This window comes from Corynebacterium sp. 32222D000AT, assembly GCF_053546955.1.
Map to the genome: position 1 here is coordinate 143817 of NZ_JBPPVW010000005.1, position 26950 is coordinate 170766.

The window sequence follows — 26950 nt, forward strand, 5'->3', positions numbered from 1 at the left end:
CGGGAATCCCGGCACCAAACCAACGCCAATCAGTGTGGATATCAAGGGAGGTGGCGGGTATGAGCAACTCGGTAGACGAGGCCATCGATCGGCTAGAGGAATTGCTGCGGACCGAAGGGGAAATCGATCCGAAAGCGGCGCCGGACATGCAAAGGCTCCTAGACACGCCTCCCATCCAGGACATCGTGGCGCTGGTCGAGCGCCAGAACAACGTCCGCGCGGCCGTGGTGCTGCGCCTGTTGCCGCGGGAGAAGTCCATCGAGGTCTTTGACGCGCTGGACTCCGCGCACCAGGCCGATATCATCGACGAGCTGGGCAACGCCGACGTCTACGCCTTCTTCGACGAGCTCGACCCGGACGACCGAGTCTCCCTGCTGGACGAGCTGCCCGCAGAGATCGCAGATCGCCTGCTGCGCTCGCTGGACAAGACCGAGCGGGACGTTACCGGCGTCGTGCTGGGCTACCCGAAGGGCTCGGTCGGCCGCCGCATGTCCCCGGAGGTCCCGGAGATCTACCGGGAGATGACCGTGGACGAGGCCCTGGCCAAGCTGCGCGCTACTGCCGATGCCGTCGAGACCATCTACACCCTGCCGGTCACCCGCAAGGACCGCCGCTTGGTCGGCGTGGTCAGCTTCCGCGAGCTCTTCATGGCCCGCGGCAACCGCATGGTCGAGGACCTGATGCGCGAGCCGGTCTTCGCCTATGCCTACGACGACGCGGAGGAAACCGCCCGTTGGTTTTTGCCCCTGGACTTGCTGGCGATGCCGATCGTCGACGAATCCAAGCGCCTGGTCGGCCTGCTGACGTGGGACGACGCCACGGACATCGTGGAGGAAGAGGACTCCGAGGATAGCGCCCGCGCCGGTGGTACTGAGGCCCTGCAGCAGCCGTATATGTCCACGCCGCTGCTGAAGCTGGTGCGCTCGCGTATCGTCTGGCTGTTGGTGCTGGCGGTCTCCGCCCTGCTGACCGTCCAGGTGCTCGACGCCTTCGAGGAGACCCTCGCGGCCGCCGTGGTGCTCAGCCTATTCATCCCGCTGCTGACCGGTACTGGCGGCAATACCGGCAACCAGGCCGCCACCACCGTCACCCGCGCGCTGGCGCTGGGCGACGTGCGAAAACAGGACATCCTGGCGGTAATGTGGCGCGAGCTGCGCGTGGGCATGCTGCTGGGCGCGGTGCTCGGCCTGCTCGGCGTCGGCTTGGCCACGCTGGCCTACGGCTTCGACATCGGCCTGGTCATCGGGATCACGCTGTTCTTGGTCTGTTCCATGTCCGCCACGGTGGGCGGCATGATGCCCATCCTGGCCAAGGCCGTGGGCGCGGACCCGGCGGTCTTTTCCAACCCGTTCATCTCCACCTTCTGCGACGCCACCGGCCTCATCATCTACTTCTTCATCGCCAAGGCTGTCCTGGGCATTTAGGGGCCGGGGGAGTTACCGGGCTTAAGCGGGTGTCGAGGCGGCCCCGCGCGGGCCGTTTTCGGGGGTGGCTAGGCGGCCAGGTTGTGGCATATGTGACACAAGTTTTGTAAAGTTCCCCACATTAGGCAACAAAGTGTTGTTTGTTTCCTTACCCCATATGCGCACACCTAGGCGCTATATCACCTAGTCGCGATATCTCAGTCTTACAGATTGGTGTTTCCCCATGACAACTCCACAGACTCACGAGTCCACCGCCCACCCAGAAGGCGAAGAGGACAAAGGCGTCAAGAAGGGTGAACTGCGCCGCCAGCTCATCGGGATCGTCGGCGGCCTCGCGCTCGCCATCATCGTCTTCTTCATCTTTCCGGCCAGCTCGGTGGAGACCGTGATGAACTCCAGCGGCGCGGATCCGGACGCGGACTACAGCCACATGGCCCTGCGCACCGTCGCGGCGGTGACCATCCTGATGGGTGCCTGGTGGATGACCGAGGCCCTGCCGCTGGCGGCGACCGCGCTCATCCCGCTGGCTATCTTCCCGCTGGCCGGGGTCGGTGAGATTTCCGACGTGTCCTCGCCGTACGCCTCGTCCACCATCTTCCTGTTCTTGGGCGGCTTCCTCGTCGCGCTGTCGCTGCAGCGCTGGAACGTCCACCGGCGCATGGCGCTGATGGTGGTCAAGCTGGTGGGCACCTCGCCCAAGCGCCTCATCCTGGGCTTCATGATCTCCACCGGCTTTTTGTCCATGTGGGTCTCCAACACCGCGACCGCGGTGGTCATGCTGCCCATCGGCATGTCCGTGCTGCAGCTGACCGCCGACACGGTGGGCGGCATGAAGAACCAGAAGCGGTTCGCCACCGTCCTGATGTTGGCGATTGCCTACTCGGCCTCCATCGGCTCCCTGGGTACCCTCATCGGTACCCCGCCGAACCTGCTGCTGGCCGGCTACATGAAGGAAACCCACGGCATTGAGATCGGCTTCGCCCAGTGGATGCTGGTCGGCATGCCGGTGGCCATCATCTTCACCTTCCTGGCCTGGGTCGTGCTGATTACCGTCTTCCCGCCGGAGATGAAACAGATCCCGGGCGGTAAGGAGCTCATCGACCAGGAGATCAAGGACATGGGCCCGTGGACCGCCCCGCAGATCCGCGTCGCCATCATCTTCGCGCTGGCCGCCATCTCGTGGGTCTTCGTCCCGCTGCTCATCGACTGGCAGGGCTGGGAGGTCGGCTACGACGACGCGATCGTCGGAATCATCGCCGGCCTGCTGCTCTTCCTGCTGCCCGCCGATAGCAAGAACGGTGTGCGCCTGCTGGACTGGAAGACCGCCAACGAGCTGCCCTGGGACGTGCTCCTGCTCTTCGGTGGCGGCCTGTCGCTGTCCGCCATGTTCACCAAGTCCGGGCTGTCCCTGTGGGTCGGTGAGATGGCCAAGGGCCTGCAGGTCCTGCCGCTCTTCCTCCTCGTGGCCGCTGTCGCCGCGCTGGTGCTGGTGCTCACCGAGTTCACCTCGAACACCGCCACCGCCGCGACCTTCCTGCCGATTATGGGCGGCGTGGCCGTCGGTATCGGCCTGACCGACGCGGCCGCCATCAACGTGATGATCCTGACCGTCCCGGTCGCGCTCGTGGCCACCTGTGCCTTCATGATGCCGGTGGCTACCCCGCCGAACGCCATCGCCTACGGCTCCGGCTACGTCACCATCGGCGAGATGCTCAAGGGCGGCCTCTGGCTCAACGTCATCGCCCTGGTCCTGGTGACCCTGGCGACCTATTTCATTGCCGTCCCCGTCTTCGGGATGGTCTTGTAAAAACCCGCCTCCGAAACGCCGGTTTATGTGCAATAAGCTGGCGTTTTGGTACTCGCCACAAGGACGGGTATAGTAATTCTTCGTTGCCGAGAGAACAGCAGTTCTTCGAGTTAGGCAACATGCGCCCGTGGCTCAACGGATAGAGCATCTGACTACGGATCAGAAGGTTGGGGGTTCGAATCCCTCCGGGCGCACCAATTGTCATGAGTCGCGACATGGTTGACAAACCGGCATCTCAGTTTCTTTTTGTTCTGGGGCTAAGTGTGGGTCTGTTTGTTTCCAGTAGGGCTTTTGATAGTTGCGGCTGGTATCGATGTAGTGCTCGGTGATGACTTCGCCAGTTTCGGCTAGTGATGTGATGACGTGGTTGTCGGCGATGACCATGAGGATTTTCTGTCTTTTCCATTGGCGGCCGATGCCTAGGTGGAAGAGTTTGCCGGCGTAGCGCACGGTGGTTTTGCCGTTGTCCCAGACGACGTCGTTTCTGGTGCGCCATTCTTGTGTTGGGTTGTGGGCTGGGCTGGCTTTGGCGCCGGTGGTGTAGGCTTGGTGTGGGGTGCGTCGGCCTAGGGCTTTGTGGGGGCGTGTGGTGTTGTAGTAATCGCGGAATTCGTCAAGGCGTTTCTGCAGTTCAGCAACGGTTTTAGCGAGTGGGCGGGCAGTGATCCATTTTTTGAGTGTTTGGTGGAAGCGCTCGATTTTTCCTTGGGTTTGGGGATGTCCTGGCCGGCCGTTTTTCTGTTGGATTTTGTTGGTGGTGAGGACTTTTTCAAAGGCGTTTCGTCCACCTTTGCGCCCTGCTAGGCGGGCGGTAAAGACGAGGCCGTTGTCGGTGAGGGTGGATGCTGGCGGTCCGTATTCAGTTATCAGGCGTGATAGTTCCTCGGCGACTTGTGTGCCGCTAAAGGCTGGGGCTGCGGTGATTGATAGGAGGTAACGGGAGTGGTCGTCGAGGAAGTCAAGGACTTCGATGCGGGTGGTGTCTGCTAGGTACAGGTGGGTGATGTCAGCCTGCCAGCATTCGTTGGGCATGGCCGCTTCAAAGCGGATGAAAGAGCTTTTGGGCGTCTTCTTGGGTGCTGGGGTGAATAAGTCCTGCTGTGGTGAGGATGCGGCGGATTGTCGAGGTTGAAGGGACTCGTTTGCCGTCTTGTTGCAGGTGGTAGGCAATGGTTTCTGGGCCTGCGTCGAGTCCGTGGCGTGTGAGTTGTTTTCGGATGGCGATGATGTCTTTGCGCACGGTGTCTGGCACGGCTTGGGGTGAGTGCGTGGGGCGCGGGATTTTGGCGCGATGGCGTCGGTGCCGCCGGTGTCGAAGGCGTTGAGGATTTGGTAGACGCGTTGGCGAGAGATGCCGAATTGCTTGGTTACTTGTGATGGGCTTCGCTTTTGCTCACGGACTGCTTTGACGATGGCGAGGTTACGGTTGGGACTGTTCATGGTGTCAAACATGTCCCGACTCACCTGTCAAGTATCAGGACTGCCGTCGCAGGAACAGGGTGTCAAATATGTCGTGAACTCAGACACTCTCGTCTCCGCAAATTGTAGAACCCGAATCATCGATTTACCGGTGGCTCGGGTTTTTCTGTTTTCTTCGTCGGGAATGAGTGCTTAATTCAGTACTAACGTTAGGGCGAGCACTGCGGTCGAGAATGCGAGCATTCCCACACAGTTGAGCCAGAACGCGCTGCCGAGAAAGTGGGCGCGGATATGGGCTGCTGCGGCCGCGCAGAAATAAGCGATGACGCCAACCATGGCTGCAATTCCTACGCCGGGGAACCAGAGGCCGGCGATGAGGCCTGTGGCTGCAAGGCACTTGATGACAATGAGCGCCCACCACCAGTCTTGAGGAAGTTTGACGCCGCTAAGGCAGGCCTCGATGAAGGGGACTGGTTTGAGGGAGAGTGCGGCGTCGCCAAGCAGAATCGTCGCTAGCAGCAGGGATGGCCAGGCGGGGGAGGATTCTAGAATCATTGGTTGACTCCAAATGCGGTGTTGAGACGTTCGATCGATGAAGCGGCTTGGGATGTGAGGTGTTCGGTGTCGTAGAGACCGGCGGCCCAGCCGATGAGTAAGCCGAGGTAGACGTTGTACAGCAGGTTGGAGTATTCGGTTGCATCTTCGTTGCTGAACCCGGAGCCGAGGCGCAAGGTGATTTCATCTGTCAGGAGCGTTTTGAGCGCAGTGAGCGCTTCGCCTTGGTTGCCTTGTTGGATGAGCGCCGCGCCAAAGGCGCGGGAGAGCTCTTCGTGGCCAGTAAACATCTGGAGGAAAGGTCTCAGGACATCGAGGAGACTATCGGATTGCCCCCGAATTTCGTCGTGCAGATCTGAAATATGCTGGCCAATAGTGCGGATGAGCAGCGTCTGTTTGTCGCCGACTCCCATGACGGTGCCCACGCTAACGCCTGCCTCGGATGCGATGGTCCGGATGCTGGTGGTGGCGTAGCCCTGAGTGAGGAAGAGGTCGTAGGCGGTGGCTAGGACCTTGCTGACGGTGTCGGCTTTGGCGGCTGCACGTGGTGAGTGAACGTGTTCAGTGAACATGTTCAAAAGGGTAGTTCCTGGCGCCTTGAGGGTCAATGGGGTCGCAGTATGGGCAGCTTCTGCTAGTTCAGCGCGGGGAAGACGCGGTCGCGCAACAGGTGTGCGAGGTCGCGGTCGGGTGCTGCTGGGTTGACCCAGGCAATATCGCCGATTTCGGCGGCGGCGTGGGGTTCGTCGTTTGTGACGGTGTGGGTGCAGGTGAAGATGGTGCCGACGACTGTCTCGCCCGGCTCGTTGGCGGCGGGGGCGTCGAAGGTTCCTAGTTTGTCGAGGTTTTCCGCATCGAGGTGGAGGCCTACTTCTTCGGAGACTTCGCGGAGGGCGGCGTCGACAAGCGCCTCGCCCTCCTCGAGCTTGCCGCCGGGCAGCTGGTATTTCGTGGAGGACTTCTTGCGCACGGTGAGCACGTGGCCTTGCGGGTTGCGGATGACGATGGCGGCGACTTCAATCATGGCCGTCGATTTTAGCGCCTATGTATGCCGGTTTTCTGCCTAGCGGAAATGTTGACGGCGTTTAGTTGTTAAGACAAGTTCATGTTTCATAACCAAGGGGTTTGATTCGGTAAACTATATTAATCTTTAATTGTTAATCATCGAAATTACTTTATGTGTTTTGGCAGGTTAGAGACTCGAACCAGCAACGAGTACACTGTCTTCAGTGCGCCAAAGTTGGAAGATTTTTATCAGAGATGTAGCCAGGCTTGGCCGCGTCCCCAGGGCGTGGATCATCCTCATCGGGCTTATCATCACCCCCGCGTTGTATTCATGGGTGAACATCGCGGCCTTTCGAGACCCCTATGGCCATACCAACAACATCAAGGTGGCCGTGGTCAACGAGGACAAGGGTGCAAACAACGAGCTCACGGGGGACATTGATGTCGGCAGCGAAGTTATAGAGAAGCTGAAAAAGAATGATCAGCTCGGCTGGCAATTCCTCGACGGTGAGAAGGCAGAGAAGGCCCTGTTAGAGGGAGACGTGTATGCCTCGGTGACGATCCCGGAGGACTTCAGCAAGAACCTCGTGAGCATGCTCGACGGGAAGTTCACGCAGCCACAGCTGATCTACCGCGTTAATGAGAAGAACAACGCCATTGCCGTGAAGATTACGGACACCGGTGCTAAAGGTCTGGACAAACAGATCACCTCGGCGTTCAAGGAGCAGGTGGCCACCGTCGCTGCGGAGAACGTCAAGGACACCGGTACGGATTTTGAGCGAAAAGTTACGCGCGCGATGAACAACACCAGTTCCGCGTTCGGGGAGACCGCGCAGGAGATCGACAGCAACCGCGAGAATCTTGCACGCATTCAGGACAAGCTTGACGCCGCTGCCGACTCCACGTCTGGAGCCAAGTCCACCGTGGCGGATGTGAGTACTGCGCTGGGCGACGCCCAAGCGGCCCTCGCTGAGATCTCTTCCTTGGTTGAGCAGGCCCAAGGGGGCATCGGTGACTTCACCGACCAGACCACGGCGGCCTTCGTCAACGGCGCTACTGCGGTGGCTGACGGCACCGCCCAGGCCCAGGATTCCATTGCGGATGTCACTGCGGGCTTGAACCAGGCCGGTGACCGTTTCGACTACGCCACGCAGCGAGCAAACACCGCTATCGATGCTAGTGCTGACTCGATTGCCCAGCTTAAGGCATTGCGCGATTCCGCGACGCTATCACCCCAGGCGGCCAAGGAAATTGATGATGCGATCCAGCGCCTCGATGAGGGAAATGAATCCAACCGCCAGCTTGTTGGGAACCTTAATGCGCTGAGCAAGGATACCCAGGCCGCGGCGACAAACGTGCAGGCTAGTGCAGACGCCATCAACCAGGCGGCGGCGGATACCAAGGCCACCTCGCAGACGCTGCGCGATACCGTGACGTCCGCCGTCCCAGAGATCAACCGAGCGATGAGCAGCCTGAGTACCACCGCGAGTGCTTTGAGCTCCACGCTGGAGGCGCAGAAGGGTACCATGCAGGAGGCCGATGGTCTTTTGGATGGCGTGGCCAAACAGCTTCGGGCTACGAAGGACACTCTCTCGGACTTCGACACCAACCTCGTTGCGCTCCAGGGCAGCCTGCGCGCCATGCAGGGTGATGTGCGCTCGCTGCAAGCCGCGATGAACTCCAAGGTGGCCCAAGATGTCACCGGGCTACAGGCTGAAGAGATCGGAAAGTTCTTCGCAGAACCCATCGAGTTGAAGTCCGAGACCGTGTACCCGGTGAATAGCTACGGCTCCGCGATGGCGGCGCTGTTTACAAACCTTTCGCTGTGGATCGGCGCCTTCGTCCTCATGGTGATCTTCCGTGTCGAGGTGGATAAGGAAGGGTTCCACCGCATCACGGTGGGGCAGGCCTACCTGGGTCGCTTCCTTCTCATGGCCTTGATGGTCATTGTCCAGGCCGTCACGGTGACCGTGGGTGACCTGCTCATCGGTGTGCAGACCGTGAATGCGCCGGCCTTCGTCTTTACGGGCGTGCTCGTGGGATTAGCCTACTTGAGCATCATCTACGCGCTGTCGACCTCGCTGGGTCACCTCGGCCGCGGTCTGTGTGTGGTCTTTGCCATCATCCAGATTCCGGGTGCTTCGGGCCTGTATCCAATCGAGTTGCTGCCCAACTTCTTCCACGCCATCTACCCGTTGCTGCCGTTTACGTATGGCATCGACGCGATGCGCGAAACTATTGGTGGGTTCTATGGCGGCCATTACTTCAAGTTTATGGTCGTGCTGGCCTTCATGTTCATCCTGTTTTTCGTCTTCGGCCTGCTGCTGCGTAAGGCCTTGGCGCACTTCAACGTCATCTTTAACCGCGAGCTGCGGGATACCGAGCTCTTTGACTATGAAAACGTGCAGGTGGTGGGCTCTGGCTACCGCATCGCAGACGTTATCCAGGCGCTCGATAGCCGCAGTGGTCTCAAGAAAGACTTGGACCGCCGCGCACACGACTGGGGCTATTGGCTCAAGCTGGTGGCCATTGCCGGCGTCATCGGAGTGGTGATCCTCATCGTGGTCTCAGGGCTGCTGCCTGCCCAGAAGCCACTGATCCTGGGCATTTGGACCGCATGGTGCTTCCTCATCATCGTCGCCGCGGTGACCCTGGAATACCTGCGCATCAGCCTCAAGCAGTCGGCAAAGCTCGTGACGATGGATGAGGACGAAATTAAGCATCCGGCCCGCATCGGCGCAGATTCCACGGAGGGGGAGAGCTAATGCGTGGAACACTCGATCTTTTCCTCAATGACATGCGCACCGCATGCCGCAACGTGATGAGCGCGGTGATGCTGGTGGGCCTCGTCGTGATTCCAATGCTGTTCACGTGGTTCAACGTGCTCGCTAGTTGGGATCCCTTCGACAACACGAGCCAGCTCAAGGTGGCGGTGGCTAGCAAGGACACCGGCTATGAAAGTGATCTACTACCGGTGCCCATCAACGTCGGCAACCAGGTGCTCAATGAATTGCGTGCAAATGAGCAGCTAGATTGGGTTGTGACCACATCCGACGAGGCGATTGAAGGTACGAAGTCCGGTGAGTATTACGCAGCCATCGTGCTTCCGGAAAACTTCAGTACCGACATGATGAACTTCTACACGGATGGTTCCAAACCCGCGGAATTGTCTTTCTACATGAACGAGAAGAAGAACGCACTGGCGCCGAAGATTACCGGCCAAGGTGCAGAAGGCGTGTCGGCCCAGGTTGCTGAGGCCTTCACCACGACGGTCGGTGACGTATCCTTCGACCTGGTGACCTCGCTGTCGGATTTCTTGAACAAGGGCGATACCAGGGCTGTCCTGGACCGGATGCAGGCGCGCGCGGATGGCGTGCAGACACAGCTGGATATGGCGGCGCGTACCGCGCGCTCCTTTGCCGGCCTGGTCGATACTGCGGTTCCACTCATGGAGAGCGCTCAGCGCATTGCGGACTCGGCGGATCTGGATCTGCCGGAAGTCCAGTCCTCCTCACTCAACATTTCCACGGACGCCCTGCAACAATCTCTTGATGCCACCAGTGCTAGTTATGACGTGGTGCGTCAACGCGTTGATGCGCTTTTCGACGACGCCTCCACCTCCCGCGCCGACCGCGTAGCTGCGCTGAACACCTGGGCCGGCCAGGTAGAGGGCACCATTGCCCAGTACCAGAACCTACACGGCCGCATTGAAGCCCTGCCACTTCCTGCCGGAGATAAGGAGAAGGTGCTGGGCCGTATCGAGGAGGCGATTGAGGCTCAACGTACTCTCCACGCGCGCCTCACCGCAGCGGCCAACGCGCCTGAACCCACGAAGCCCGACCTGTCTAGCTTCGACGATGCGAAGAAGGCAGTGGAAGGAATTTCTACCTCTGGCCTGCGTGAATCCCTGCGTGCGCTGCAGGATTCCTTGGGGCAGGTGAGCGCGGACCTGGATATCGCGAAGACCCCCGTCACTATCGATTCCTCCTCGCTGACGGACGCGCAGGACGCAGTGCAGAAGCTTGCCTCTGGCCTGCAGGATAAGGCCAACAAATTCGCCGATCTGAAGAAGGATATTGATTCCGCTGCGGCGTCCGGTGACCTCAAGAAGCTGGCGGACCTCATTGGTTCTGATCCCGATGCTTTGGCGCGTGCGATTGCTGCGCCAGTGGACGTCGACAGGCAAGCGGTCTACCCAGTCAAGAGCTTCGGCGCTGGTATGACGCCCATGTATACGGCGCTCGCGCTGTGGGTCGGTGCACTGCTGACTGCAGTGAGCGTGCGCACGGATGTGGTTGACAAGGATAAGTACTCGCCGATGCAGCGTTTCTTCGGCCGCTTCGGAATGTTTGCCACGGTTGGCCTCGTGCAGTCGACGATGCTCATTCTGGGCCTCATCTTCTTCGTGGGCATCGAGCCCGCGCACCCGATCCTCATGCTGTTGGCCGGCTGGGTTAGCTCGCTTATCTTTATGCTGATTTGCTACACCTTCGTGGTTTCCTTTGCCAACGCGGGCAAGGCGCTGGCGGTGCTCATGTTGGTGATTCAGGTGTCTTCGTCGGGAGGCGCCTACCCCTTGCAGGTGCTTCCTGAGTGGTTCCAAAACATTAGTCCCTGGCTGCCAGCCACCTACACCATCCGTGCCTTCCGCGCGGCCATCGCTGGTACCTATCACGGTGATTTCTGGCTGTCTTTGCTGTGCTTGCTGCTCTTTGCGGTGCCGATGCTGGTGTTGGGCGTTGTCTTCCATAAGCCGTTGGAGAAATTCACCAACGGCTGGGTAGAGACCTTGGAGAAGACCAAGTTGATGTAGCGCATAAGATTGTCGGAATATTCACAGGCCAATGGGTTTCCTCAGATTGGTGCTAAGCGTTAGTGTGAATCGCTGTGAAACGCGGTCATTTCTTGGGCCCAGCTCGGCTCACTGCCGCGGGCTTTATCCTGCTCATTCTTGCGGGAACGGTGCTTTTGATGCTGCCGATTTCCGCCAACGTTCGGCAGTGGACTCCGTTTCTTCCTGCGCTTTTTACGGCGACCTTAGCAGTTTCTCTGACGGGGCTTGTGTTGGAGGACACCGGTACGTATTGGACGCCCTTTGGCCAAGCAGTCATCATTGTGCTCATCCAGCTGGGTGGTCTCGGCATCATGAGTTTGGTGTCGTTATCGGGCATGCTTCTGACCGGCCGGATCAGCTTAACAACGTGTCCACGATTTGCGGGTAACCCCAGACACGGTAAGGGTGGGCTAAGTGTCAAGTTTGTCGCGACTCACCTGTCAAGTATCAGGACTGCCTTCGCAGGAACAGGGGGTCAAATATGTGGTGAACTCAGACACCTCCGGGCGCACAACACAAAGCCCCTAGCTGTGAAAACAGCTAGGGGCTTTAGCTATGCACGGGTTGGTTTAGCGGTAGACCATGCCACCGTCGGTCAGGATGGCCTGGCCGGTGATGTAGTCCGCGCCGGGGCTAGCCAGGAAGGAGACCAAGTCGGCGACGTCCTCCGGGGTCTGGGCGCGGCCCAGGGCGATTCCCTCGACGTTCTTCTGGTAGGTCTCGCCCAGCGGGGCGCCGGTGAGCTCGTGGAAACGCTCGTCGATTTCGACCCACATGTCGGTGCCAACAATGCCCGGGCAGTAGGCGTTGACGGTGATGCCGTCTGCGGCGTATTCCTGCGCCGCAGTCTGGGTTAGGCCACGTACGGCGAACTTGGTGGCGGAGTAGGCGCCTAAGACTGGGAAGCCGTCGTGGCCGGCGATGGAGGAGGCGTTAATGATCTTGCCGCCGTGGCCCAGCTCCTTGAACTTAGCGGCGGCCGCCTGGATGCCCCACAGAACGCCCTTGACGTTGATGTCGAAGATGGAGTCGACCTCCCCGTCGGCGATTTCCGCGATGGGCTGGACTTGGGCGATACCGGCGTTGTTGACCATGATGTCGAAGCCGCCGAGCTCCTCAGTGGCCTTGTCGATGGCGGCGTAGATCTGGTCGCGGGAGGAGACGTCGGCGCCAATGGCGATCGCCTTGCGGCCGGTGCCTTCGATCTTCGCGACGGTGTCCGCGCACTTATCGGCGTCCAAGTCCAAGACTGCCACGTTGGCGCCGTCCTCGGCCAGTCGCAGGGCGATGGCCTGACCGATGCCGCGAGCGGCGCCGGTAACGAGTGCGACCTTGTCATCAATGCGTTGGTTTGTCATGAAACTCCCTCCGGTAGGCGGGCGGGAACCCGCGTTTATTGGTTCACCATTCGAGTATCCGGGAGAATATAACTTCAGTCAATGATGTGGATCACGTGTCGGGTTTGGTGTGGCGTGGGGAATTTTTTGGGCGTGCGGAGAATATCGACTTGTGCCCGTATCCGACCATTCCACTTGGGAAAACGGCGAAGAAATCTGTCAGAGGTCGATAATTTTCCGATGGGAAACCCTAACCCAGCGCCCGCAGGTACCGCCGCGAGGTGAGGGCCCGCCGGGCGAGGTCGATGACGGGTCGGGTAAGCCGCAGCCACCGGGTGGCGGGTTCGGAGCGGGCGAGGATGTCCAGGCGGGCGCGGTTTCCGGGCAGGCGGGTTAGGGTGAAGGTTTCGGCGCCGCGCTCGAGGTGGCCGGAAAGCGTTCCGTAGGTGAAACCGCAGCGGTCGGGCTCGTCGATGACGTCGGTGACGCGGCAATAGAACTTCTTCACCAGTGGGCCCAGGCCGAAGCCCAGCTCAACTACTGCGCCGTGCAGGGCCGGGCCGGTGGCGCGGATGCGGAAGACGCTGGCCTGGACCCGCCAGCCGCGCAGGCCGGCCGCGGCGGTGTCGAAGTCGGCGTCCAGGACGCGGCTGGCGCGCAGCTGCGGGAGGCGGTAAAGCTCCGCGGGCTGGTAGGTCAGCGGCTGGGCGCGCCGGCGGGCGGCGAGGTGTTGGGGGAGCGGGCTAAAAGATTTCAATCCGTCCGCCCAGGGACTGGGACTGGCGCAGCAGCGCGACCCAGCCGTGGCCGCCGGGGTGCAGGCGCAGGACCGGGCGGGAGGAGATCTTGATGGGGGAGACCGACTCCTTGCGCGCGCCGGAGCGGGCCTCAATGCGGGTGCGGGCGCGGTAGCCGGCATCGGCGAGGTCCGCGATGGACGGCTCCGCGGAGGACAGCGAGTCGCGGGCGGCCTGGAGGAGCTCGAGGGACTCGTCCAGGGCGTCGACCAGGGCCGGGGCGTTGGTCTCACACATCTGCTGGACGAGCTCGGGGCGGGTGCCCGCCACGCGGGTGCCGTCCTTGAAGGAGCCCGAGGCCAGCGACTGGGCGAGGATGCCGCCGTTGTCGCCCACCACGGCGAGCAGCTCGGCCAGAATGTGGGGCAGGTGGGAAATCCGGGCCACGGCCGCGTCGTGGTTGTCCACGGTCACCGGGACGGCTTCCGCGCCGACCATCTGGGTCATCCGGGTCACGTCGGCGAAGAGATCGATCCAGAATTGGCCGATCCGCTCGCCGCGGGCCTCGCATTCCTGGGCGTGGTCGAAGGTGATAGCCCAGGCGGCGCGCTTGAACATGCCGGTCTGGGAGTTGTTCCAGCCCGAGTTGGAGGTGCCGGCCATCGGGTGGCCGCCCACGTAGCGGGTCTCCATCTGGCGCTGCTTAATCAGGTCGTAGACGGCGGTCTTGACGGAGACGACGTCGGTGACGCCGCAGGTCGGGGCGTGTTCAGCGATGGCGTCGAGGACCTCTCCTACGGCCTCCATGGGCACGGCCACGACGATGAGGGCCCCCTCGGCCTCGGCGCGGCGGAGGATGCCCGGCAGATCGTCCGTGACGTCGTAGCCCTGCTTGATTGCGGTGCGGGCGCCGGACGTGGAGTGGTTGTAACCGAAAACGGAGTGTTTACATTCGGTCAAATCGCGCAGCAGAGAGCCGCCGATAAGGCCGAGACCGATAATGCAAATGGGACGTTGGACATCTGAAGAACTCACAGTGACAATCTTCCCACATTGCGACTACTCTCACGAGGTATGAGCGACGCAAATTTTTCCGGGTACTCCTTCGCGGTCACGGTTCACCAAGATAACGGCCGCTGGGTGGTGCGCGAATTCGACGACGACTTCGACGACGCCGAGCGCACCGTGCGGGCCGTGCGGAGCCTGCGAGCCGAGGGTGCCGCTTTCGGTTTGGTCTGCGTCGACGACGACTATTTCGTCATCATCCGCCCCGTGCCCGGCGGGGTCTACATGCTGCTCTCGGACGCCACGATGGCGGTCGATGATGATTACGCGGCGGACTTTCTGGACATGCGGGGCCTGGACGTGCCGGATATCGACCCGGATGATTTGGACGACGTGGACGGCTTTGCCGACGGCGACTTCGATATCCTGGCGGATCTCGGCTTGGGCGAGGACCAGCTCGGCTTCATCGTGGACAACGACGAGGACTGGCCCTCGGACATGCTGCTGCGCATCGCGGGCGATATCGGCTTCGGCGACGAGCTGGAGGAGGCCATCGACAACCTCGACAGCGACACCGACGACGAGCTCGACTGATGCCCGCGCCCACCCACGGCCTGCCGGCCAGCGAGGGGTCGCGCCGGGCAGTACGCCGCATGCGCCGCGCGCTCGAGGTGGCGGCCGGCACCCCGGCCGGGGACGTGCCGGTCGGTGCCGTGCTTTTCGATGCCGCCGGGCGCGAGCTGTCCACCGGAGTCAACCGCCGCGAGCAGCGCCAGGACCCGACCGCCCACGCGGAGGTGGAGGCCATCCGGGCCGCGGTCAAAGAACACGGGGACGGGTGGCGGCTATCCGGCTGCGAGCTGGTGGTCACCCTGGAGCCGTGCGCCATGTGCGCCGGGGCGCTGCTGGGGGCGCGAATCGCCTCGGTGGTCTTCGGCGCCTTCGAACCGAAGACGGGGGCCTGCGGATCGTGGGTCGATCTGCTGCGCGCGCCGGGCGGGCTGCACGTCCCGCAGGTGCGGGCGGGGATCCTCGAGGAAGAATGCGCCCAGCTTATGGCAGGATTTTTTGAATCACTACGCTAAAGTGTGAGCCACGACACCTTCGTGGCGGCGCGGTCGAGTAATCACGGGTATGCTGGTTCCTGCGAAACAATTCCGCGTGAAACAAGGAGGAAAATCATGGCTGATTTCGAGAACGCCAAGGACAAGGTCGTCGGTCAGGCTAAGGAAGCTTACGGCGAGGCCACCGACAACGATCAGGTTGCCAACGAGGGCAAGGGCGAGCAGACCGCTGCTGACGCCAAGGACAAGCTGTCCGACGCTGCTAACAACATCAAGGACAAGGCCTCCGAGGCCCTGGGCAAGCTGACCGGCGACGACAAGTAAGTCTAAGACCCGGTGCGGCGGGCGCTACCCGGCGATTTTGTTAACGCGGGGCGCCTGCCGTAACCTGTTACGCGGTGGCGTGTCCGAGCGGCCGAAGGTGATCGCCTCGAAAGCGATTGTTGGGTAACCCCCAACCGCGGGTTCAAATCCCGCCGCCACCGCCAACTCAATTCCCTATCTGACCGGCGCATTCCGGTGGGATAGGGAATTTTTTGATCCATAACTTAGACTAGGGCAATACGGCTATGCAGTCCTTAACCTAGAATTTTTTTAAACTTCCTTCCCGTTTCTTTCCCGCGCAGCGGTGGGAATATTGATGCAGAAAAGGTGTTCACCTCGTGGCTAAACTCCTGTACCGGCTGGGGCATTGGTCCTACCTGAACAAGTGGAAAGTCATCGTCACCTGGCTTGTGCTCCTGGCCGCGACCGCGGGCGCGGCCGTGGCGCTGATGAAGCCAATGACGAGCGAATTCTCCATCGCGGGCACGCCGTCCATCGACGCGACCTACCGGACCATGGAGCTCTTCCCCGAGGGTGGCAACCCGGCGAACGCGCCCACGGTGAACCTGGTCTTCCACGCCCCGGAGGGCGAGAAGCTCAGCGACCCAGACAACGCGCAGGCCATCGACCAGGTGGTGGACTACCTCCGGGACAACCTGGAGATGGGCGACACCATGCGCTTTGGCAACCCGCTGGAGGTCTCGCCCCAGCTGCAGGACCAGGTCGTTGATCAGTTCACCTCGATGGGACTGCCGGAGGAGTCTGCCCGCCAGGACGCGGACAACCTGGCGATGGTCAGCGAGGACGAGACCATCGCCTACACGACCTTTGACTTCGACGCCGAGAGCCCCTATTCGGTGGACTCGGAAGACAAGGAGATTGTCAACGACGCGATGGACTTAGGCCGCGCGGCGGGCCTGCAGGTCGAGGCCGGCGGCGCCGGCTTCGGCGACGATATCCGGGTCAACTCGACCTCCGAGGTCATCGGCCTGGGCGTGGCCTTCCTGGTGTTGATCTTCACCTTCGGCTCGCTGGTCTCGGCGGGCATGCCGCTCATCTCCGCGGTGGTTGGCGTGGGGCTCGGCTCGCTGGGCCTGATGATCGCCACCCACTGGGTGGAGCTGAACAACATGACCCCGGTGCTGGCCGTGATGATCGGCCTGGCCGTGGGCATCGACTACGCCCTGTTCATCCTGTCGCGCTACCGCGCCGAGCGTGAGCGCATGTCCGGGCCGGAGGCCGCGGGCATGGCCGCCGGCACCGCCGGCTCCTCGGTGGTCTTCGCCGGCACCACGGTCTTCGTGGCCCTGTTCGCGCTGGTGATCGCCCGCATCGGCTTCCTGTCCGCCATGGGCCTGGCCGCCGCCGGCACCGTGGCCATCTCAGTGCTGGTCGCCCTGACCCTGATTCCGGCCCTGCTGGGGCTGCTGGGCGACAAGGCCTTCGCCGGCCGCATCCCGGGCGTGGCCGGCAACCCGAACCGCAAGGGCAAGCGCTCCCGCCGCCGCACGATGGGCAACCGCTGGGTCCGCGCGGTCCAGAAGGTGCCGGGCCTGACCATGGCCGGCGTGGTCCTTTCCCTCGGCCTGCTCTCGGCGCCGGTGCTGAACATGGAACTGGCGCTGCCGGCGGATACCACCTCGAACCCGGACACCACCCAGCGCAAGGCCGCGGACCTGCTCGCGGAGGGTTTCGGCCCCGGCGTGAACGGGCCGTTTTTGGTCATCGTGGACGCGGCCGACGTCAACGAGGACTCCGCCGCGCTCCAGCCGCTGATGTCCGCGCAGGAGGGCGACGACGAACATTCCAAGGCCGCGTTCTCCTCCTTCATGTACGCCACGGATCAGCTCAAGGGCGTGGGCGGGGTCAAGCACGCCCAGCTGGTGGGGCTCAGCCAAGACCAGAACGCCGCGCAGATCATGGTCACCCCGGAGACCTCGCCCACGGAGGAGGCCACCGTGGGCGTGGCCAACGCCCTGCGGGATACCAACTCCCGGATCGAGGACGCGACCGGCACCGAGGTCGGCATGACGGGCTTGACCGCCGTGCAGCTGGACATCACGGAACGCCTCGAGCAGGCCATGCCGCTCTACCTGGGCATCGTGGTGGGCCTGGCCATCCTGCTGCTGCTCGTGGTCTTCCGCTCGGTCTTGGTCCCGCTGGTGGCCGGCCTCGGCTTCCTGCTCTCGGTGGGCGCGGCGTTCGGTGTGACCGTGCTGTTCTGGCAGGAGGGCCTGTGGGGCCTGGTGCCGGCGCCGGGCCCGCTGATTTCCTTTATGCCGATCTTCCTCATCGGCGTGACCTTCGGCCTGGCCATGGACTACCAGGTCTTCCTGGTCACTCGCATGCGCGAGCACTACACGCGGACGGGCGGCACCTCCCGGCCGGGCTCGCCCTACAACGGGGTCGAAGAGGCCACCATCGTCGGCTTCACCCAGGGCGCGCGCGTGGTCACCGCGGCGGCCATCATCATGATTTCGGTCTTCGTGGCCTTCATCAACCAGCCGCTGCCGTTCATCCAGATCTTCGGCTTCGCCCTGGGCGCGGGCGTGCTTTTCGATGCCTTCTTCGTGCGCATGGCACTCGTGCCCGCCACGATGTTCCTGATGGGCCGCGGCACCTGGTGGATGCCGCGCTGGCTGGACAAGATCCTGCCCACCATCGACATCGAGGGCAACGAGCTGGAAAAGGAATGGGAAGCCCAGGCCACTAAGCAGAGGGAATATACTGACCAGCATGACGCACGCAGGTGACTTGAGCTTTAAGGTCCGTACCCGCCTGGAACAGGAAGGGGCGGGAAAGCACGGCCGCACCGGGGTGATTAGCACCCCGCACGGGGACATCCAGACCCCGGCTTTCATCCCGGTGGCCACCAAGGCCACTGTCAAGACCCTGACCCCGGAGCAGATCCGGGCCACCGGCGCGCAGGCAATCCTGTCGAACGCGTACCACCTCTACCTGCAGCCCGGCCACGACATCGTGGACGCCGCCGGCGGGGTCGCCGCCTTCGAGAACTGGCACGGCCCGACGTACACCGACTCCGGCGGGTTCCAGGTGATGAGCCTCGGCGTGGGCTTCAAGAAGGTGCTGGCCATGGACCTGGCCGACCTGACGGAGCAGGACATCCGCGCGGCCAAGAAGGAGCGCATGGCGCAGGTGGATGAAGACGGGGTGGACTTCAAGTCCGTCATCGACGGGTCCAAGCACCGTTTTACCCCGGAAAAATCCATGCAGATCCAGCACGGGCTGGGCGCGGATATCATGTTCGCCTTCGACGAGCTGACCACGCTCATCGACACCCGCGCCTACCAGGAGGAGTCGGTGGCGCGCACGCACCGCTGGGCGCAGCGCTGCATCGATGAGCACACGCGGCTGACCCAGGAGCGCACCCACCGGCCCAAGCAGTCCCTGTGGGGCGTGGTGCAGGGCGCCCAGTACGAGGACCTGCGGCGCCAGGCCGCCCGCGGCCTGGTGGAGATCTCCGATAAGGCCTGGGAGTCCGGCAGCCGCGGCTTCGGCGGCTTCGGCATCGGCGGCGCGCTGGAGAAGGAAAACCTGGGCACCATCGTCGGCTGGGTCTGCGACGAGCTGCCGGAGGACAAGCCGCGCCACCTGCTGGGCATTTCTGAGCCGGACGACCTGTTTACCGCGGTGGAGGCCGGCGCGGATACCTTCGACTGCGTCGCGCCGACGCGCCTGGCCCGCCGCGGCGGGGTCTACACCCTGGAGGGGCGGCTGAACCTGTCGAACGCGCGCTTCAAGCGCGACTTCGCGGGCGTGGACGAGGAATTCGGCGGCTACGTCTCCGAGAACTACTCGCGGGCCTACCTCCACCACCTGCTCAAGGCGAAGGAGTACCTGGCCGGGACGCTGTGCACCATCCACAACCTGGAGTTCATGGTCCGCCTGGTGGACAATATCCGCGCCGCCATCGACGGCGGCTACTACGCGGCCTACCGCGACGAATTCCTGGGCCGCTACTACGCCGGCCGCTAACGCGAAGGGCCCGCGCTGTGCCGCCTAGGCGGGTGTTACGGTGGCGGGTATGTCTGGAAAGAATTTTCGCGGTGACCGCCGCTCAGGCGGTACTTTAGAGGACCTCGCTAAGGCCTGCCACGGTATCGACGGCGCCGGTTACGGCGCGTACAAGAAGCTGGCCGGCACCTATACCGAGCCCGGCGCGGACGGGCTGACGGTGGCGATCGACAAGGTGCAAAGCGATCCCTTCGCCGCCCCGTCCAAGGTGCGGGTGCGCGTGCCCCGCGCGGTGGCCGACCTGCCGGCCGAGGTGGTCACCGATGAGCTCGACAAGGTCGCGGTGGCCGACTTTCTCGCCCGCCGGATTGCGCGCACCGTCGCCGCCATCGGCGGCGGCAAGGCAGGCAAAGGCCGCAAGGGCAGCGGCAAGTCCAACAGCGTGAGCGTCGGCTTCATCGGCCAAGAGGTACTCGAGCGCAGCGCCGTCGTGGTCACCGACGAGGTGATCGAGGTGCGCCTGCTGGTCGGCCTGCCGGCCCAGGGCCGCCGCGTCTTAGGCCACCGCGCCGCCGGCCTGCTGGCCGAGGACCTGCCGGACGCGGTGGAAGAGGCCGTTGTGGCCGAGGAATTCAACCCGGATGACCTGGCTGGTCACGTGTGGCTCCTGCGCGACCAGGAGGCCCTGCGCGCGCAGCTGGCTACCCGCGACCTGGTCGGCTTCGTGGGCAACGGCGCGATCCTGCCGCGCCGGGCCGGTGATAGCGACAAGCCGATGGACGCGGATACCGCCGCGGCCTTCATCGCCCCGGAGGAGCTCACGCACAGCTTCGAGCTGCCCAGCGGCCGCACCGTGACCGGCATGGGGGTGCCCGCCGGCCTGACCGTCATCGTGGGCGGCGGCTACCACGGCAAGTCCACGCTGCTGCGCGCCCTGGAGCGCGGCGTCTACCCGCACGTGGCCGGCGACGGCCGCGAATGGGTCATCACCCGCGCGGATGCCGTCAGCGTGCGCGCCGAGGACGGCCGCCCAGTCACGGACCTGGATATCTCCCCGTTCATTACCAACCTGCCGACCGGGGCGGATACCCGCCGCTTTTCCACCACCAACGCCAGCGGCTCGACCTCCCAGGCCGCCAACGTCGTCGAGGCCGCTGAGGCCGGCGCCACCGCCCTGCTGATCGACGAGGACACCTCGGCGACGAATTTCATGATCCGGGACCGCCTCATGCAGGAGCTCGTCCCCGGCGACCAGGAGCCCATCACCCCGTACGTGGCGCGGGTGAAGGCGCTCTACCAGGACAAGGGCATTTCCACCGTCCTGATTGCGGGCGGCTCCGGCGCCTACCTCAGCCTGGCCGACACGGTCATCGCCATGGACCGCTACCAGCCGCACGACATCACCTCCCGCGCCCATGAGATTGCCGCCGGCTCCCGCCCGCACGAGCTGGCGCTGGGGCCCGGCATGTTCGATCCCAGCTTCCGCGCCCTGGCCCCGGGCTGCCTCAAACCCACCGCCGGGCACAAGGGCAAGCCCCAGGGCGCGAAGCCGCGCGGGCTAGACACCATCAGCTTTGCCAAGAGCGACATCGACCTAAGCGCGGTCTCGCAGCTGGCCGATGCCCCGCAGACCGCCGCCATCGCGCTGTGCCTGGAGTGGCTGGGCAAGCACAACGACTCCCGCCCCGTCACCGAACTGGTCGACGAGCTGCTGGCGACCATCACCGCCGAGTCCCTGACCGCGCTGACCCCGGGGCGCTCCCACCCCGGGCACCTGTCCCGCCCCCGCAAGCACGAGATCCTGGCCGCGGTGAACCGTTACCGGAGGTTAGATATTAAGCGCTAAGGGGAAAGCCCGCGAATTTAGGCCGCCGCCCCGCCGGCGACGTAGTTCTCCTTCTTCTTGACCCACTTGATGACCTGGGTGGTCACCGGCAGGAGGACGACCTCGATGAGGGTCTTCCACAGGAAGCCGACGATGACGTAGTTGATGAAGTCGCCGGCGGTGGAGATGCCGATGACGGGCGCCGCGATGGCGCAGAACAGGAGGGTGTCGCCGAACTCGCCCACGACGGTCGAGGCGATGAGGCGGACCGGCAGCTTCTTCTCACCGTTGCGGCGCTTGAGCACCGACATGACCCAGGCGTTGAGCAGCTGGCCGACGAGGTAGCCGCAGAGGGAGGCCAGAACGATCTGGGGGACCAGGCCCAGGGTGGCGGCGAAGGCCTCCTGGCCCTCGTAGAACTCGGCTTCCGGCAGCCAGATGCCGATGTAGAAGGACAGCACGGCCAGCAGGGCCATGGCGAAGCCGATGTAGATGGCGCGCCGGGTGGACTTGAAGCCGTAGCACTCGGCCAGCACGTCGCCGGTGATATAGGCCAGGGGGAAGAGGAAGAAGGCGCCGTCGGTGACTAGGGGGCCAAGCTCGACGCCCTTCGTGGCGTTGATATTCGAGATCAGGAAGGTGACGACGAACAGCGTGACCAGCCACGGGTACAGGCTGGCCTGCACCGGGATGAATCGGATGCTCTCGCCACCGGGGTTGGTGGTTGCGGTTGCCGATTGTTTTGTCATGCACCTTATCGTGCCAGAACGCGGGCGGTACGCTGTAATTTATGAGTTCTGAGACCCTTCCTGCGGCCGGGCGTTACGCGCCCAGCCCGAGCGGCGACCTGCACTTTGGAAACCTGCGTACTGCGCTGCTGGCCTGGCTGTTTGCGCGCTGGTCCGGCCGGAAATTCTACCTGCGGGTCGAGGACGTGGACACCCAGCGTTCCTCGCTGGAATCCGCCGCGCGGCAGCAAGAGGACTTGCAGGCCATCGGCCTGGACTGGGACGGTGAGGTGCTGCGCCAGCAGGATCGGTTTGCGGCGTACGAGGCGGCGCTGGCGCGCCTGCCGCACTACGAGTGCTATTGCTCCCGCAAGGACATCCAGGAAGCCGCCCGCGCCCCGCACGCCATTCCGGGCCAGTACCCGGGCACGTGCCGGGACTTGAGTGATAAAGAGCGGGAGGCCAAGCGGGCGGAGCTGGCCGCGGCCGGCCGCGTGCCGGCGTTGCGCCTGCGCGCCGACCGCGACGAGTACACCGTGCACGACTACCACCGCGGTGACTACACCGGCGAGGTTGATGACTTCATTCTGCGCCGCGGCGGGAACGCGAACCAGCACCAGGACTTCGCCTACAACCTGGCCGTGGTGGTTGATGACGCCTACCAGGGCGTGGACCAGGTGGTGCGCGGCGACGACCTGCTTACCTCCGCCCCGCGCCAGGCGTACCTGGCGCACCTGTTGGGGAAGGCGGCCCCGGAGTACGTCCACGTGCCGTTGGTGCTCAACAGCGACGGCCGGCGCCTGTCCAAGCGCGACGGGGCGGTGACCCTGCGCCAGCTGCTGGAGACCGCCAGTGTCCAGCAGGTGGTGGGGCAACTGGCGGCATCGTTGGGGCTGGCCGGGGCCCGCACTGCGGAGGAGATCTTAGAGCGCTTCGACCCGGCCCGGATGGGCTGGGATCCGGTTTTCTGGGAGCCGGCAGGAAACTGACTGGTGGCTGCCAGCCCCGCGTCCTACACTTAAAACGTAAAGAGAAAAGGCGCGGGGAGAAGGCGTTGTGGAAATAGTTCTAGGGGTAGTGGCGTTGCTGCTGCTCAGCATCATTTCAGTCGCAGTGGGGGAAAAGATCGGGCTGCCGTGGCCTGCTCTGCTATCGGTCGTGGCGATGGTCATCGTCTTCATCCCGGGCATCCCGGCGCTTAACGTGCCGGCCGATCTCATCCTGCCCATCTTCCTGCCGCCGCTGCTGTGGGCGCTGGCGCGCCGGACCTCCTGGGGAGTTATCCGGCAGCAGTGGCTGACCATCGTGAGCTTGTCCGTGCTGCTGGTGGTGGTGACCACGGCCGCGGTGGGCGCGGCCGCGTACGTCTTCCTGCCCGGCGTCGGGGTGGCCGCGGCCCTGCTGATTGGTGCGGCCATCGCCCCGCCGGATCCGGTCGCGGTGGACGCGGTGGCCGAGCCTGCCGGCATCCCGCGCCGTATCATTTCGGCCCTGCAGACCGAGGGCTTGTTTAACGACGCCGCCTCCATCGTCGTCTTCCACATGGCCCTGTTGGCCGTGACCCGCGGTGCGGAACTCTCCGTGGGAGAGGGGATCTTGAAGTTCGCGTACTCCGCCGCGGTGGCCAGCGTCATCGGCCTGCTGGTCGGCCGGGTGGCCAGCTGGTTTATCAAGCACGTGCACGATGTCACCGCGCGCAACGCACTGACCTGGGTGATCCCTTTCGCCACCTATATCCTTTCCGAGGAGCTGGGCGCCTCCGGCGTTATCGCCGTGGTCATCGCCGCGGTGGAGCTCAACTCCCGCGCGCCCATTGAGGCCGAGGACCGCGTCAGTGGTCAGGCCTTCTGGTCCACGGTGGACCTGTTGTTTACCGGCCTGGCCTTCGGGCTCATCGGGCTGTCCGTTAACGACGCCATTACGCAGGTCGGCTCGGATCTGTGGCACTCGGTCCTGGTGGGCGTCATCCTGTCCCTGGTGGCCTTCGCCGTGCGCCTGGCGTGGATGTACATCTTCTACCGCATCAACCTGCGGCGCGGGAAGCCCGGCGTCGCCCCGCTGCGCCTGCAGGAGGTCCTGCTGATGACCTGGTCCGGCATGCGCGGACTCGTCACGCTGGCCCTGGTGCTGTCGGTGCCGAGCGGGGCCATCCCGTTCTACAACGAGCTCGCCGTCATCGCCCTGACCGTGCTGCTGGTGACCATGGTGCTGCCTGGCATGCTCCTGCCGTGGCTGATGAGCAAGCTGGATCTGGCGGCGGATTCGCAAGCCGCCTCGGACAAGATGCACGCCGAAGTCACGGAGCGCGCCCGCAAGGCCGCCATCGATAGCCTGCGCAAACAGCACGATGACTTGGATCCGGAGGTCGCCGCCAACATCGACGACTGGTTCGACAAGGTCTTCGGCACCGACGACCTCGACGCGGAGGATCAGAAGGCCCGCCTGGAAAAGGCCCACCGCGCCCGCGCCTTCGCGGCCCAGGCCCGCGCCACCGCCTTCCAGGCCTCCCAGTCCGTCCTGCTGGAGATGCGCAACGATCCCCGCTACAACCCAGCCCTAGTCGACGAGGTCCTCCACGAGGTCGACCGCATGGTGCTCGCCGCCCGGAAATAAGCCGCCGGTGATTAGGATTCGCGGCCGGTCAGCTTGTCGATTTCACGGCGGATGGGGCTTAAATCAAAGCCGTCTTCGCGCAGCCACTCCACCTGCGGCGGGGTGTTCATTCCCCACTCCGCCCGGCAGAAAACGTAGGCCTGCTCCACCTCTGCGGTGTCGAAACCGCCGTCGGCAAGGTACTGGCGGAAGCCGTTGGCGCCGGAGTCTTTAAACCACAGCCACACGAAGTCCTCGAGCGAGTCATCCAGCAGGAAGTCCTCCATCCCGGCCGGGATGTACTGCAGCTCGTCTTTAATCCGTGCCAGCAGGTCAGAGTCCAAGAACGCGTAGAGATAGTCCAGCGAGTCTTCTAAACCGGCGTAGGTGAGGGCGTCCATGGGGCCCAGCTTAGCGCCTGCCGTACACCGGCCGCGCACGACTGTGAGACAACCAGTCACCCGCCCGGCGTTTGGTGCCCTGAGGCATCCGGCAACCCATGCCGCCTTCAGCCAACAAAGGAGCCGCCCTGGCCACCATCCGCCCTGAGAACCCCGCCGATAGCACGGGTATCCACCAGCTCGTGGAGGCCGCCTTTGCCCCCGTGGAGCTGTCCGATCACACCGAGCAGCACATCGCCGATGCCCTCCGCGCTGCAGGCGCACTGACTGTCTCCCTGGTTGCTGAGGACAACAACACTCTGGTTGGTCACGTGGCCGCCTCCCCAGTCCCCCTGGGCACCAGTGGCGAAGGCGCGCACGGCTGGTACGGAATCGGCCCCGTCGCTGTCGCACCGCAGCGCCAAGGCGAAGGAATCGGCAGCGCCCTCCTAGAAGCCGCACTAGACCACCTGCGCGCAGCAGGCGCAGCCGGCGCAGTAGTCCTCGGTGAGCCCGCCTACTACAACCGCTTCGGCTTTCACTCCGTACCCGGCCTGGAATACCCCGGCGTACCCGCACGGTACTTCACCGCCTGCTCCTTCGGACCCGAGATTCCACTCGGTGAGGCGCGTTACCACCCGGCGTTCGGCTAGCCTGGGGCTAGTACCTGGACATCACCTGCCAGTAAGTGCCCGGTCAACGGTGTCACCGTGCAGGAAAAGAAAATGAAGTTCTTCCTCTTGTTTGTTGAGCTTGTTTCCCAGGGTATGCGCCCGCCGCACTTAGTGCGGAGGGCTGAGGCGCGCGCTAGCTGCGGCCTTGGACGTCGATGAGGATTTTCACCTCGGTTGGGTCTTCCTTTAGGGCCTTGTACCCCTTCTCCACGAGATCGTCCATGGGGATCCGGGAGGTGATGTACGGCGCGAGGTCTAGGCGGCCGTCTTGGATCATCTTGATTACCTGTGGGTGGTCGTTGTTGTATCCTACGGAACTGCCGATGGAGCGTTCGGGCATCGTCAGATCTCCCACGATGTCGAGCTCGAAGTTCCGGTTGTGCAGGGCGATGATTTCGATGTGCGCGCCGGGTCGGGTGACGTCGATCAGCTGCTGGAGCACCGTGGGAACGCTGGTGCACTCGAAAGCGACGTCGGCCATGGCGCCGTCGGTGAACTCGCGGACTTTCTCGGCTAGATCCTCGTTCATCGGGTCCACGCTCAGGTCTGCGACCCCGGTCTCCAGGGCTTTCTCGCGCCGGGCCTGTGACGGTTCGGAGATGATGACCTTCACCCCGTAGGCCTTCAGCACTGCGGCGGCGAGCAACCCAATGGGGCCGGCGCCGCCGATGACTGCGACTTCGCCGGTGTGGTCGCCGTTGGCGAATCCGGCGTGTGCGATGGAGTGGTGGGACACGGACAGCGGCTCGATCAGGGCCGCCTGGTCTAGCGGGATATCGCCGATGGGGTGGACCCAGCGCTTTTCGACCACGATATGCTCGGCGATACCGCCGCCCCGGCCGGAGATGCCGATAAAGCCCATGTTGTCGCACAGATGGTAGTCGCCACGCTGGCACGCGTGGCAGGTGCCATCGACCATGAACGGCTCGACCACGACGGACTGACCTGGCTTGAACCCCTCGACATCGTCAGCGACCTCCTCCACAACGCCGGAGAACTCGTGGCCTAAAACGACGGGCAGCGTCTCCCCGGAGACCGGGTGCGGTGCGGTCTCACTGGGTGCTGGCCGGAACGGGCCGTCGAAGTAAAGGTGCACGTCAGAACCGCAGATGCCGCTGTAGGCGGGCGCGATCTTTACCGTACCGGGCTGCAGTTGGGGCTCTTCAATGTCATCGATCCGGACGTCTTCCTTGCCGTAAAGACGGGCGGCTTTCATGGGCGTTCCTTCCTGTTGTGTGCGCTCGCTTAATTCCCAGGATACGTCG

Annotated in this window: 22 protein-coding genes, 2 tRNA genes and 2 pseudogenes; 16 read left to right on the top strand and 10 right to left on the bottom strand. The window is 63.6% G+C overall.

Annotation, left to right across the window (positions count from 1 at the left end; all coding sequences use genetic code 11):
- Positions 1 to 59 precede the first annotated feature (59 nt).
- The 3 genes from mgtE (at position 60) to ACEE23_RS04805 (ending at position 3428) form a co-directional block, all read left to right on the top strand.
- On the top strand, positions 60 to 1424 hold the full coding sequence (gene mgtE, locus ACEE23_RS04795; RefSeq protein ID WP_448871265.1) for a magnesium transporter: 1365 nt from the start codon (positions 60 to 62) through the stop codon (positions 1422 to 1424).
- A 223-nt stretch (positions 1425 to 1647) separates the two neighbouring features.
- On the top strand, positions 1648 to 3231 hold the full coding sequence (locus ACEE23_RS04800) for an SLC13 family permease (RefSeq protein ID WP_368520525.1): 1584 nt from the start codon (positions 1648 to 1650) through the stop codon (positions 3229 to 3231).
- 121 nt (positions 3232 to 3352) lie between these two features.
- Positions 3353 to 3428, top strand: a tRNA-Arg gene (locus tag ACEE23_RS04805).
- A 4-nt stretch (positions 3429 to 3432) separates the two neighbouring features.
- On the opposite strand, the pseudogene ACEE23_RS04810 reads toward ACEE23_RS04805, so the two are convergent.
- The 4 genes and pseudogenes from ACEE23_RS04810 to ACEE23_RS04825 all read right to left on the bottom strand — a co-directional run bounded on the left by ACEE23_RS04810 (position 3433) and on the right by ACEE23_RS04825 (position 6229).
- A pseudogene (locus ACEE23_RS04810) lies at positions 3433 to 4671 on the bottom strand (IS481 family transposase).
- A 171-nt stretch (positions 4672 to 4842) separates the two neighbouring features.
- Positions 4843 to 5205: a DoxX family protein gene (locus ACEE23_RS04815; RefSeq protein WP_368521546.1), complete on the bottom strand. Its 363-nt coding sequence runs from the start codon at positions 5203 to 5205 to the stop codon at positions 4843 to 4845.
- Positions 5202 to 5777, bottom strand: a complete 576-nt coding sequence (locus tag ACEE23_RS04820) for a TetR/AcrR family transcriptional regulator (RefSeq protein WP_368520523.1) — start codon at positions 5775 to 5777, stop codon at positions 5202 to 5204. The genes ACEE23_RS04815 and ACEE23_RS04820 overlap by 4 nt, the downstream gene beginning before the upstream one ends.
- 62 nt (positions 5778 to 5839) lie before the next feature.
- Positions 5840 to 6229: an NUDIX hydrolase gene (locus ACEE23_RS04825; RefSeq protein ID WP_368520522.1), complete on the bottom strand. Its 390-nt coding sequence runs from the start codon at positions 6227 to 6229 to the stop codon at positions 5840 to 5842.
- 205 nt (positions 6230 to 6434) lie between these two features.
- Between ACEE23_RS04825 and ACEE23_RS04830 the strand changes: the two genes are divergently transcribed.
- The 3 genes and pseudogenes from ACEE23_RS04830 to ACEE23_RS04840 all read left to right on the top strand — a co-directional run.
- On the top strand, positions 6435 to 8975 hold the full coding sequence (locus ACEE23_RS04830; RefSeq protein ID WP_448871261.1) for a YhgE/Pip family protein: 2541 nt from the start codon (positions 6435 to 6437) through the stop codon (positions 8973 to 8975).
- Positions 8975 to 11023 carry a YhgE/Pip domain-containing protein gene (locus ACEE23_RS04835; protein ID WP_368534477.1) on the top strand — a complete coding sequence of 683 codons (2049 nt, stop codon included), beginning with the start codon at positions 8975 to 8977 and terminating at the stop codon, positions 11021 to 11023. Before ACEE23_RS04830 ends, ACEE23_RS04835 begins: the two co-directional genes overlap by 1 nt.
- Before the next feature lie 74 nt (positions 11024 to 11097).
- Positions 11098 to 11403 (top strand): annotated as a pseudogene (locus ACEE23_RS04840) (TrkH family potassium uptake protein); the annotation flags it as partial.
- Between the two features lie 210 nt (positions 11404 to 11613).
- Here the strand turns inward: ACEE23_RS04840 and ACEE23_RS04845 are convergent.
- The 3 genes from ACEE23_RS04845 to ACEE23_RS04855 form a co-directional block, all read right to left on the bottom strand.
- On the bottom strand, positions 11614 to 12402 hold the full coding sequence (locus ACEE23_RS04845) for an acetoin reductase (RefSeq protein WP_368520519.1): 789 nt from the start codon (positions 12400 to 12402) through the stop codon (positions 11614 to 11616).
- A gap of 229 nt (positions 12403 to 12631) precedes the next feature.
- Positions 12632 to 13138 (bottom strand): DUF1990 family protein, encoded by a 507-nt coding sequence (locus ACEE23_RS04850; RefSeq protein WP_368521542.1) that lies wholly within the window; start codon positions 13136 to 13138, stop codon positions 12632 to 12634.
- Positions 13125 to 14153: a prephenate dehydrogenase gene (locus tag ACEE23_RS04855; protein ID WP_368520517.1), complete on the bottom strand. Its 1029-nt coding sequence runs from the start codon at positions 14151 to 14153 to the stop codon at positions 13125 to 13127. Before ACEE23_RS04855 ends, ACEE23_RS04850 begins: the two co-directional genes overlap by 14 nt.
- Before the next feature lie 39 nt (positions 14154 to 14192).
- On the opposite strand from ACEE23_RS04855, the gene ACEE23_RS04860 reads away from it, so the two are divergent.
- The 7 genes from ACEE23_RS04860 (at position 14193) to ACEE23_RS04890 (ending at position 21332) form a co-directional block, all read left to right on the top strand.
- The gene (locus ACEE23_RS04860; protein ID WP_368520516.1) at positions 14193 to 14717 is read left to right on the top strand and encodes a tRNA adenosine deaminase-associated protein; all 525 of its coding nucleotides are present in this window, start codon (positions 14193 to 14195) and stop codon (positions 14715 to 14717) included.
- A gap of 59 nt (positions 14718 to 14776) precedes the next feature.
- On the top strand, positions 14777 to 15208 hold the full coding sequence (locus tag ACEE23_RS04865; RefSeq protein WP_368520595.1) for a nucleoside deaminase: 432 nt from the start codon (positions 14777 to 14779) through the stop codon (positions 15206 to 15208).
- Between the two features lie 96 nt (positions 15209 to 15304).
- Positions 15305 to 15511 carry a CsbD family protein gene (locus ACEE23_RS04870; protein ID WP_070768522.1) on the top strand — a complete coding sequence of 69 codons (207 nt, stop codon included), beginning with the start codon at positions 15305 to 15307 and terminating at the stop codon, positions 15509 to 15511.
- Between the two features lie 73 nt (positions 15512 to 15584).
- Positions 15585 to 15675, top strand: a tRNA-Ser gene (locus ACEE23_RS04875).
- A gap of 174 nt (positions 15676 to 15849) precedes the next feature.
- Positions 15850 to 18264 carry an MMPL family transporter gene (locus tag ACEE23_RS04880; RefSeq protein ID WP_368520515.1) on the top strand — a complete coding sequence of 805 codons (2415 nt, stop codon included), beginning with the start codon at positions 15850 to 15852 and terminating at the stop codon, positions 18262 to 18264.
- Positions 18248 to 19507: a tRNA guanosine(34) transglycosylase Tgt gene (tgt, locus tag ACEE23_RS04885; protein ID WP_368521540.1), complete on the top strand. Its 1260-nt coding sequence runs from the start codon at positions 18248 to 18250 to the stop codon at positions 19505 to 19507. Before ACEE23_RS04880 ends, tgt begins: the two co-directional genes overlap by 17 nt.
- 49 nt (positions 19508 to 19556) lie before the next feature.
- Positions 19557 to 21332, top strand: a complete 1776-nt coding sequence (locus ACEE23_RS04890; protein WP_368521539.1) for an ABC-ATPase domain-containing protein — start codon at positions 19557 to 19559, stop codon at positions 21330 to 21332.
- 17 nt (positions 21333 to 21349) lie between these two features.
- On the opposite strand, the gene ACEE23_RS04895 is transcribed toward ACEE23_RS04890, so the two are convergent.
- Positions 21350 to 22060: a queuosine precursor transporter gene (locus ACEE23_RS04895; RefSeq protein ID WP_368520512.1), complete on the bottom strand. Its 711-nt coding sequence runs from the start codon at positions 22058 to 22060 to the stop codon at positions 21350 to 21352.
- 41 nt (positions 22061 to 22101) lie between these two features.
- Here ACEE23_RS04895 and gluQRS point away from each other — a divergent pair, with 41 nt between their 5' ends.
- Together gluQRS and ACEE23_RS04905 are read left to right on the top strand one after the other, a co-directional pair.
- Positions 22102 to 23028: a tRNA glutamyl-Q(34) synthetase GluQRS gene (gene gluQRS, locus ACEE23_RS04900; RefSeq protein WP_368521538.1), complete on the top strand. Its 927-nt coding sequence runs from the start codon at positions 22102 to 22104 to the stop codon at positions 23026 to 23028.
- A 67-nt stretch (positions 23029 to 23095) separates the two neighbouring features.
- On the top strand, positions 23096 to 24652 hold the full coding sequence (locus ACEE23_RS04905) for a cation:proton antiporter (protein ID WP_368521537.1): 1557 nt from the start codon (positions 23096 to 23098) through the stop codon (positions 24650 to 24652).
- Positions 24653 to 24663: 11 nt separating this feature from the next.
- Here ACEE23_RS04905 and ACEE23_RS04910 read toward each other — a convergent pair whose 3' ends face one another.
- Positions 24664 to 25032: a hypothetical protein gene (locus ACEE23_RS04910; RefSeq protein ID WP_368521536.1), complete on the bottom strand. Its 369-nt coding sequence runs from the start codon at positions 25030 to 25032 to the stop codon at positions 24664 to 24666.
- A 98-nt stretch (positions 25033 to 25130) separates the two neighbouring features.
- Between ACEE23_RS04910 and ACEE23_RS04915 the strand changes: the two genes are divergently transcribed.
- Positions 25131 to 25664 carry a GNAT family N-acetyltransferase gene (locus ACEE23_RS04915; protein WP_368521535.1) on the top strand — a complete coding sequence of 178 codons (534 nt, stop codon included), beginning with the start codon at positions 25131 to 25133 and terminating at the stop codon, positions 25662 to 25664.
- A 154-nt stretch (positions 25665 to 25818) separates the two neighbouring features.
- Here ACEE23_RS04915 and ACEE23_RS04920 read toward each other — a convergent pair whose 3' ends face one another.
- Positions 25819 to 26901 carry a 2,3-butanediol dehydrogenase gene (locus ACEE23_RS04920; protein ID WP_368521534.1) on the bottom strand — a complete coding sequence of 361 codons (1083 nt, stop codon included), beginning with the start codon at positions 26899 to 26901 and terminating at the stop codon, positions 25819 to 25821.
- Positions 26902 to 26950: the final 49 nt, after the last annotated feature.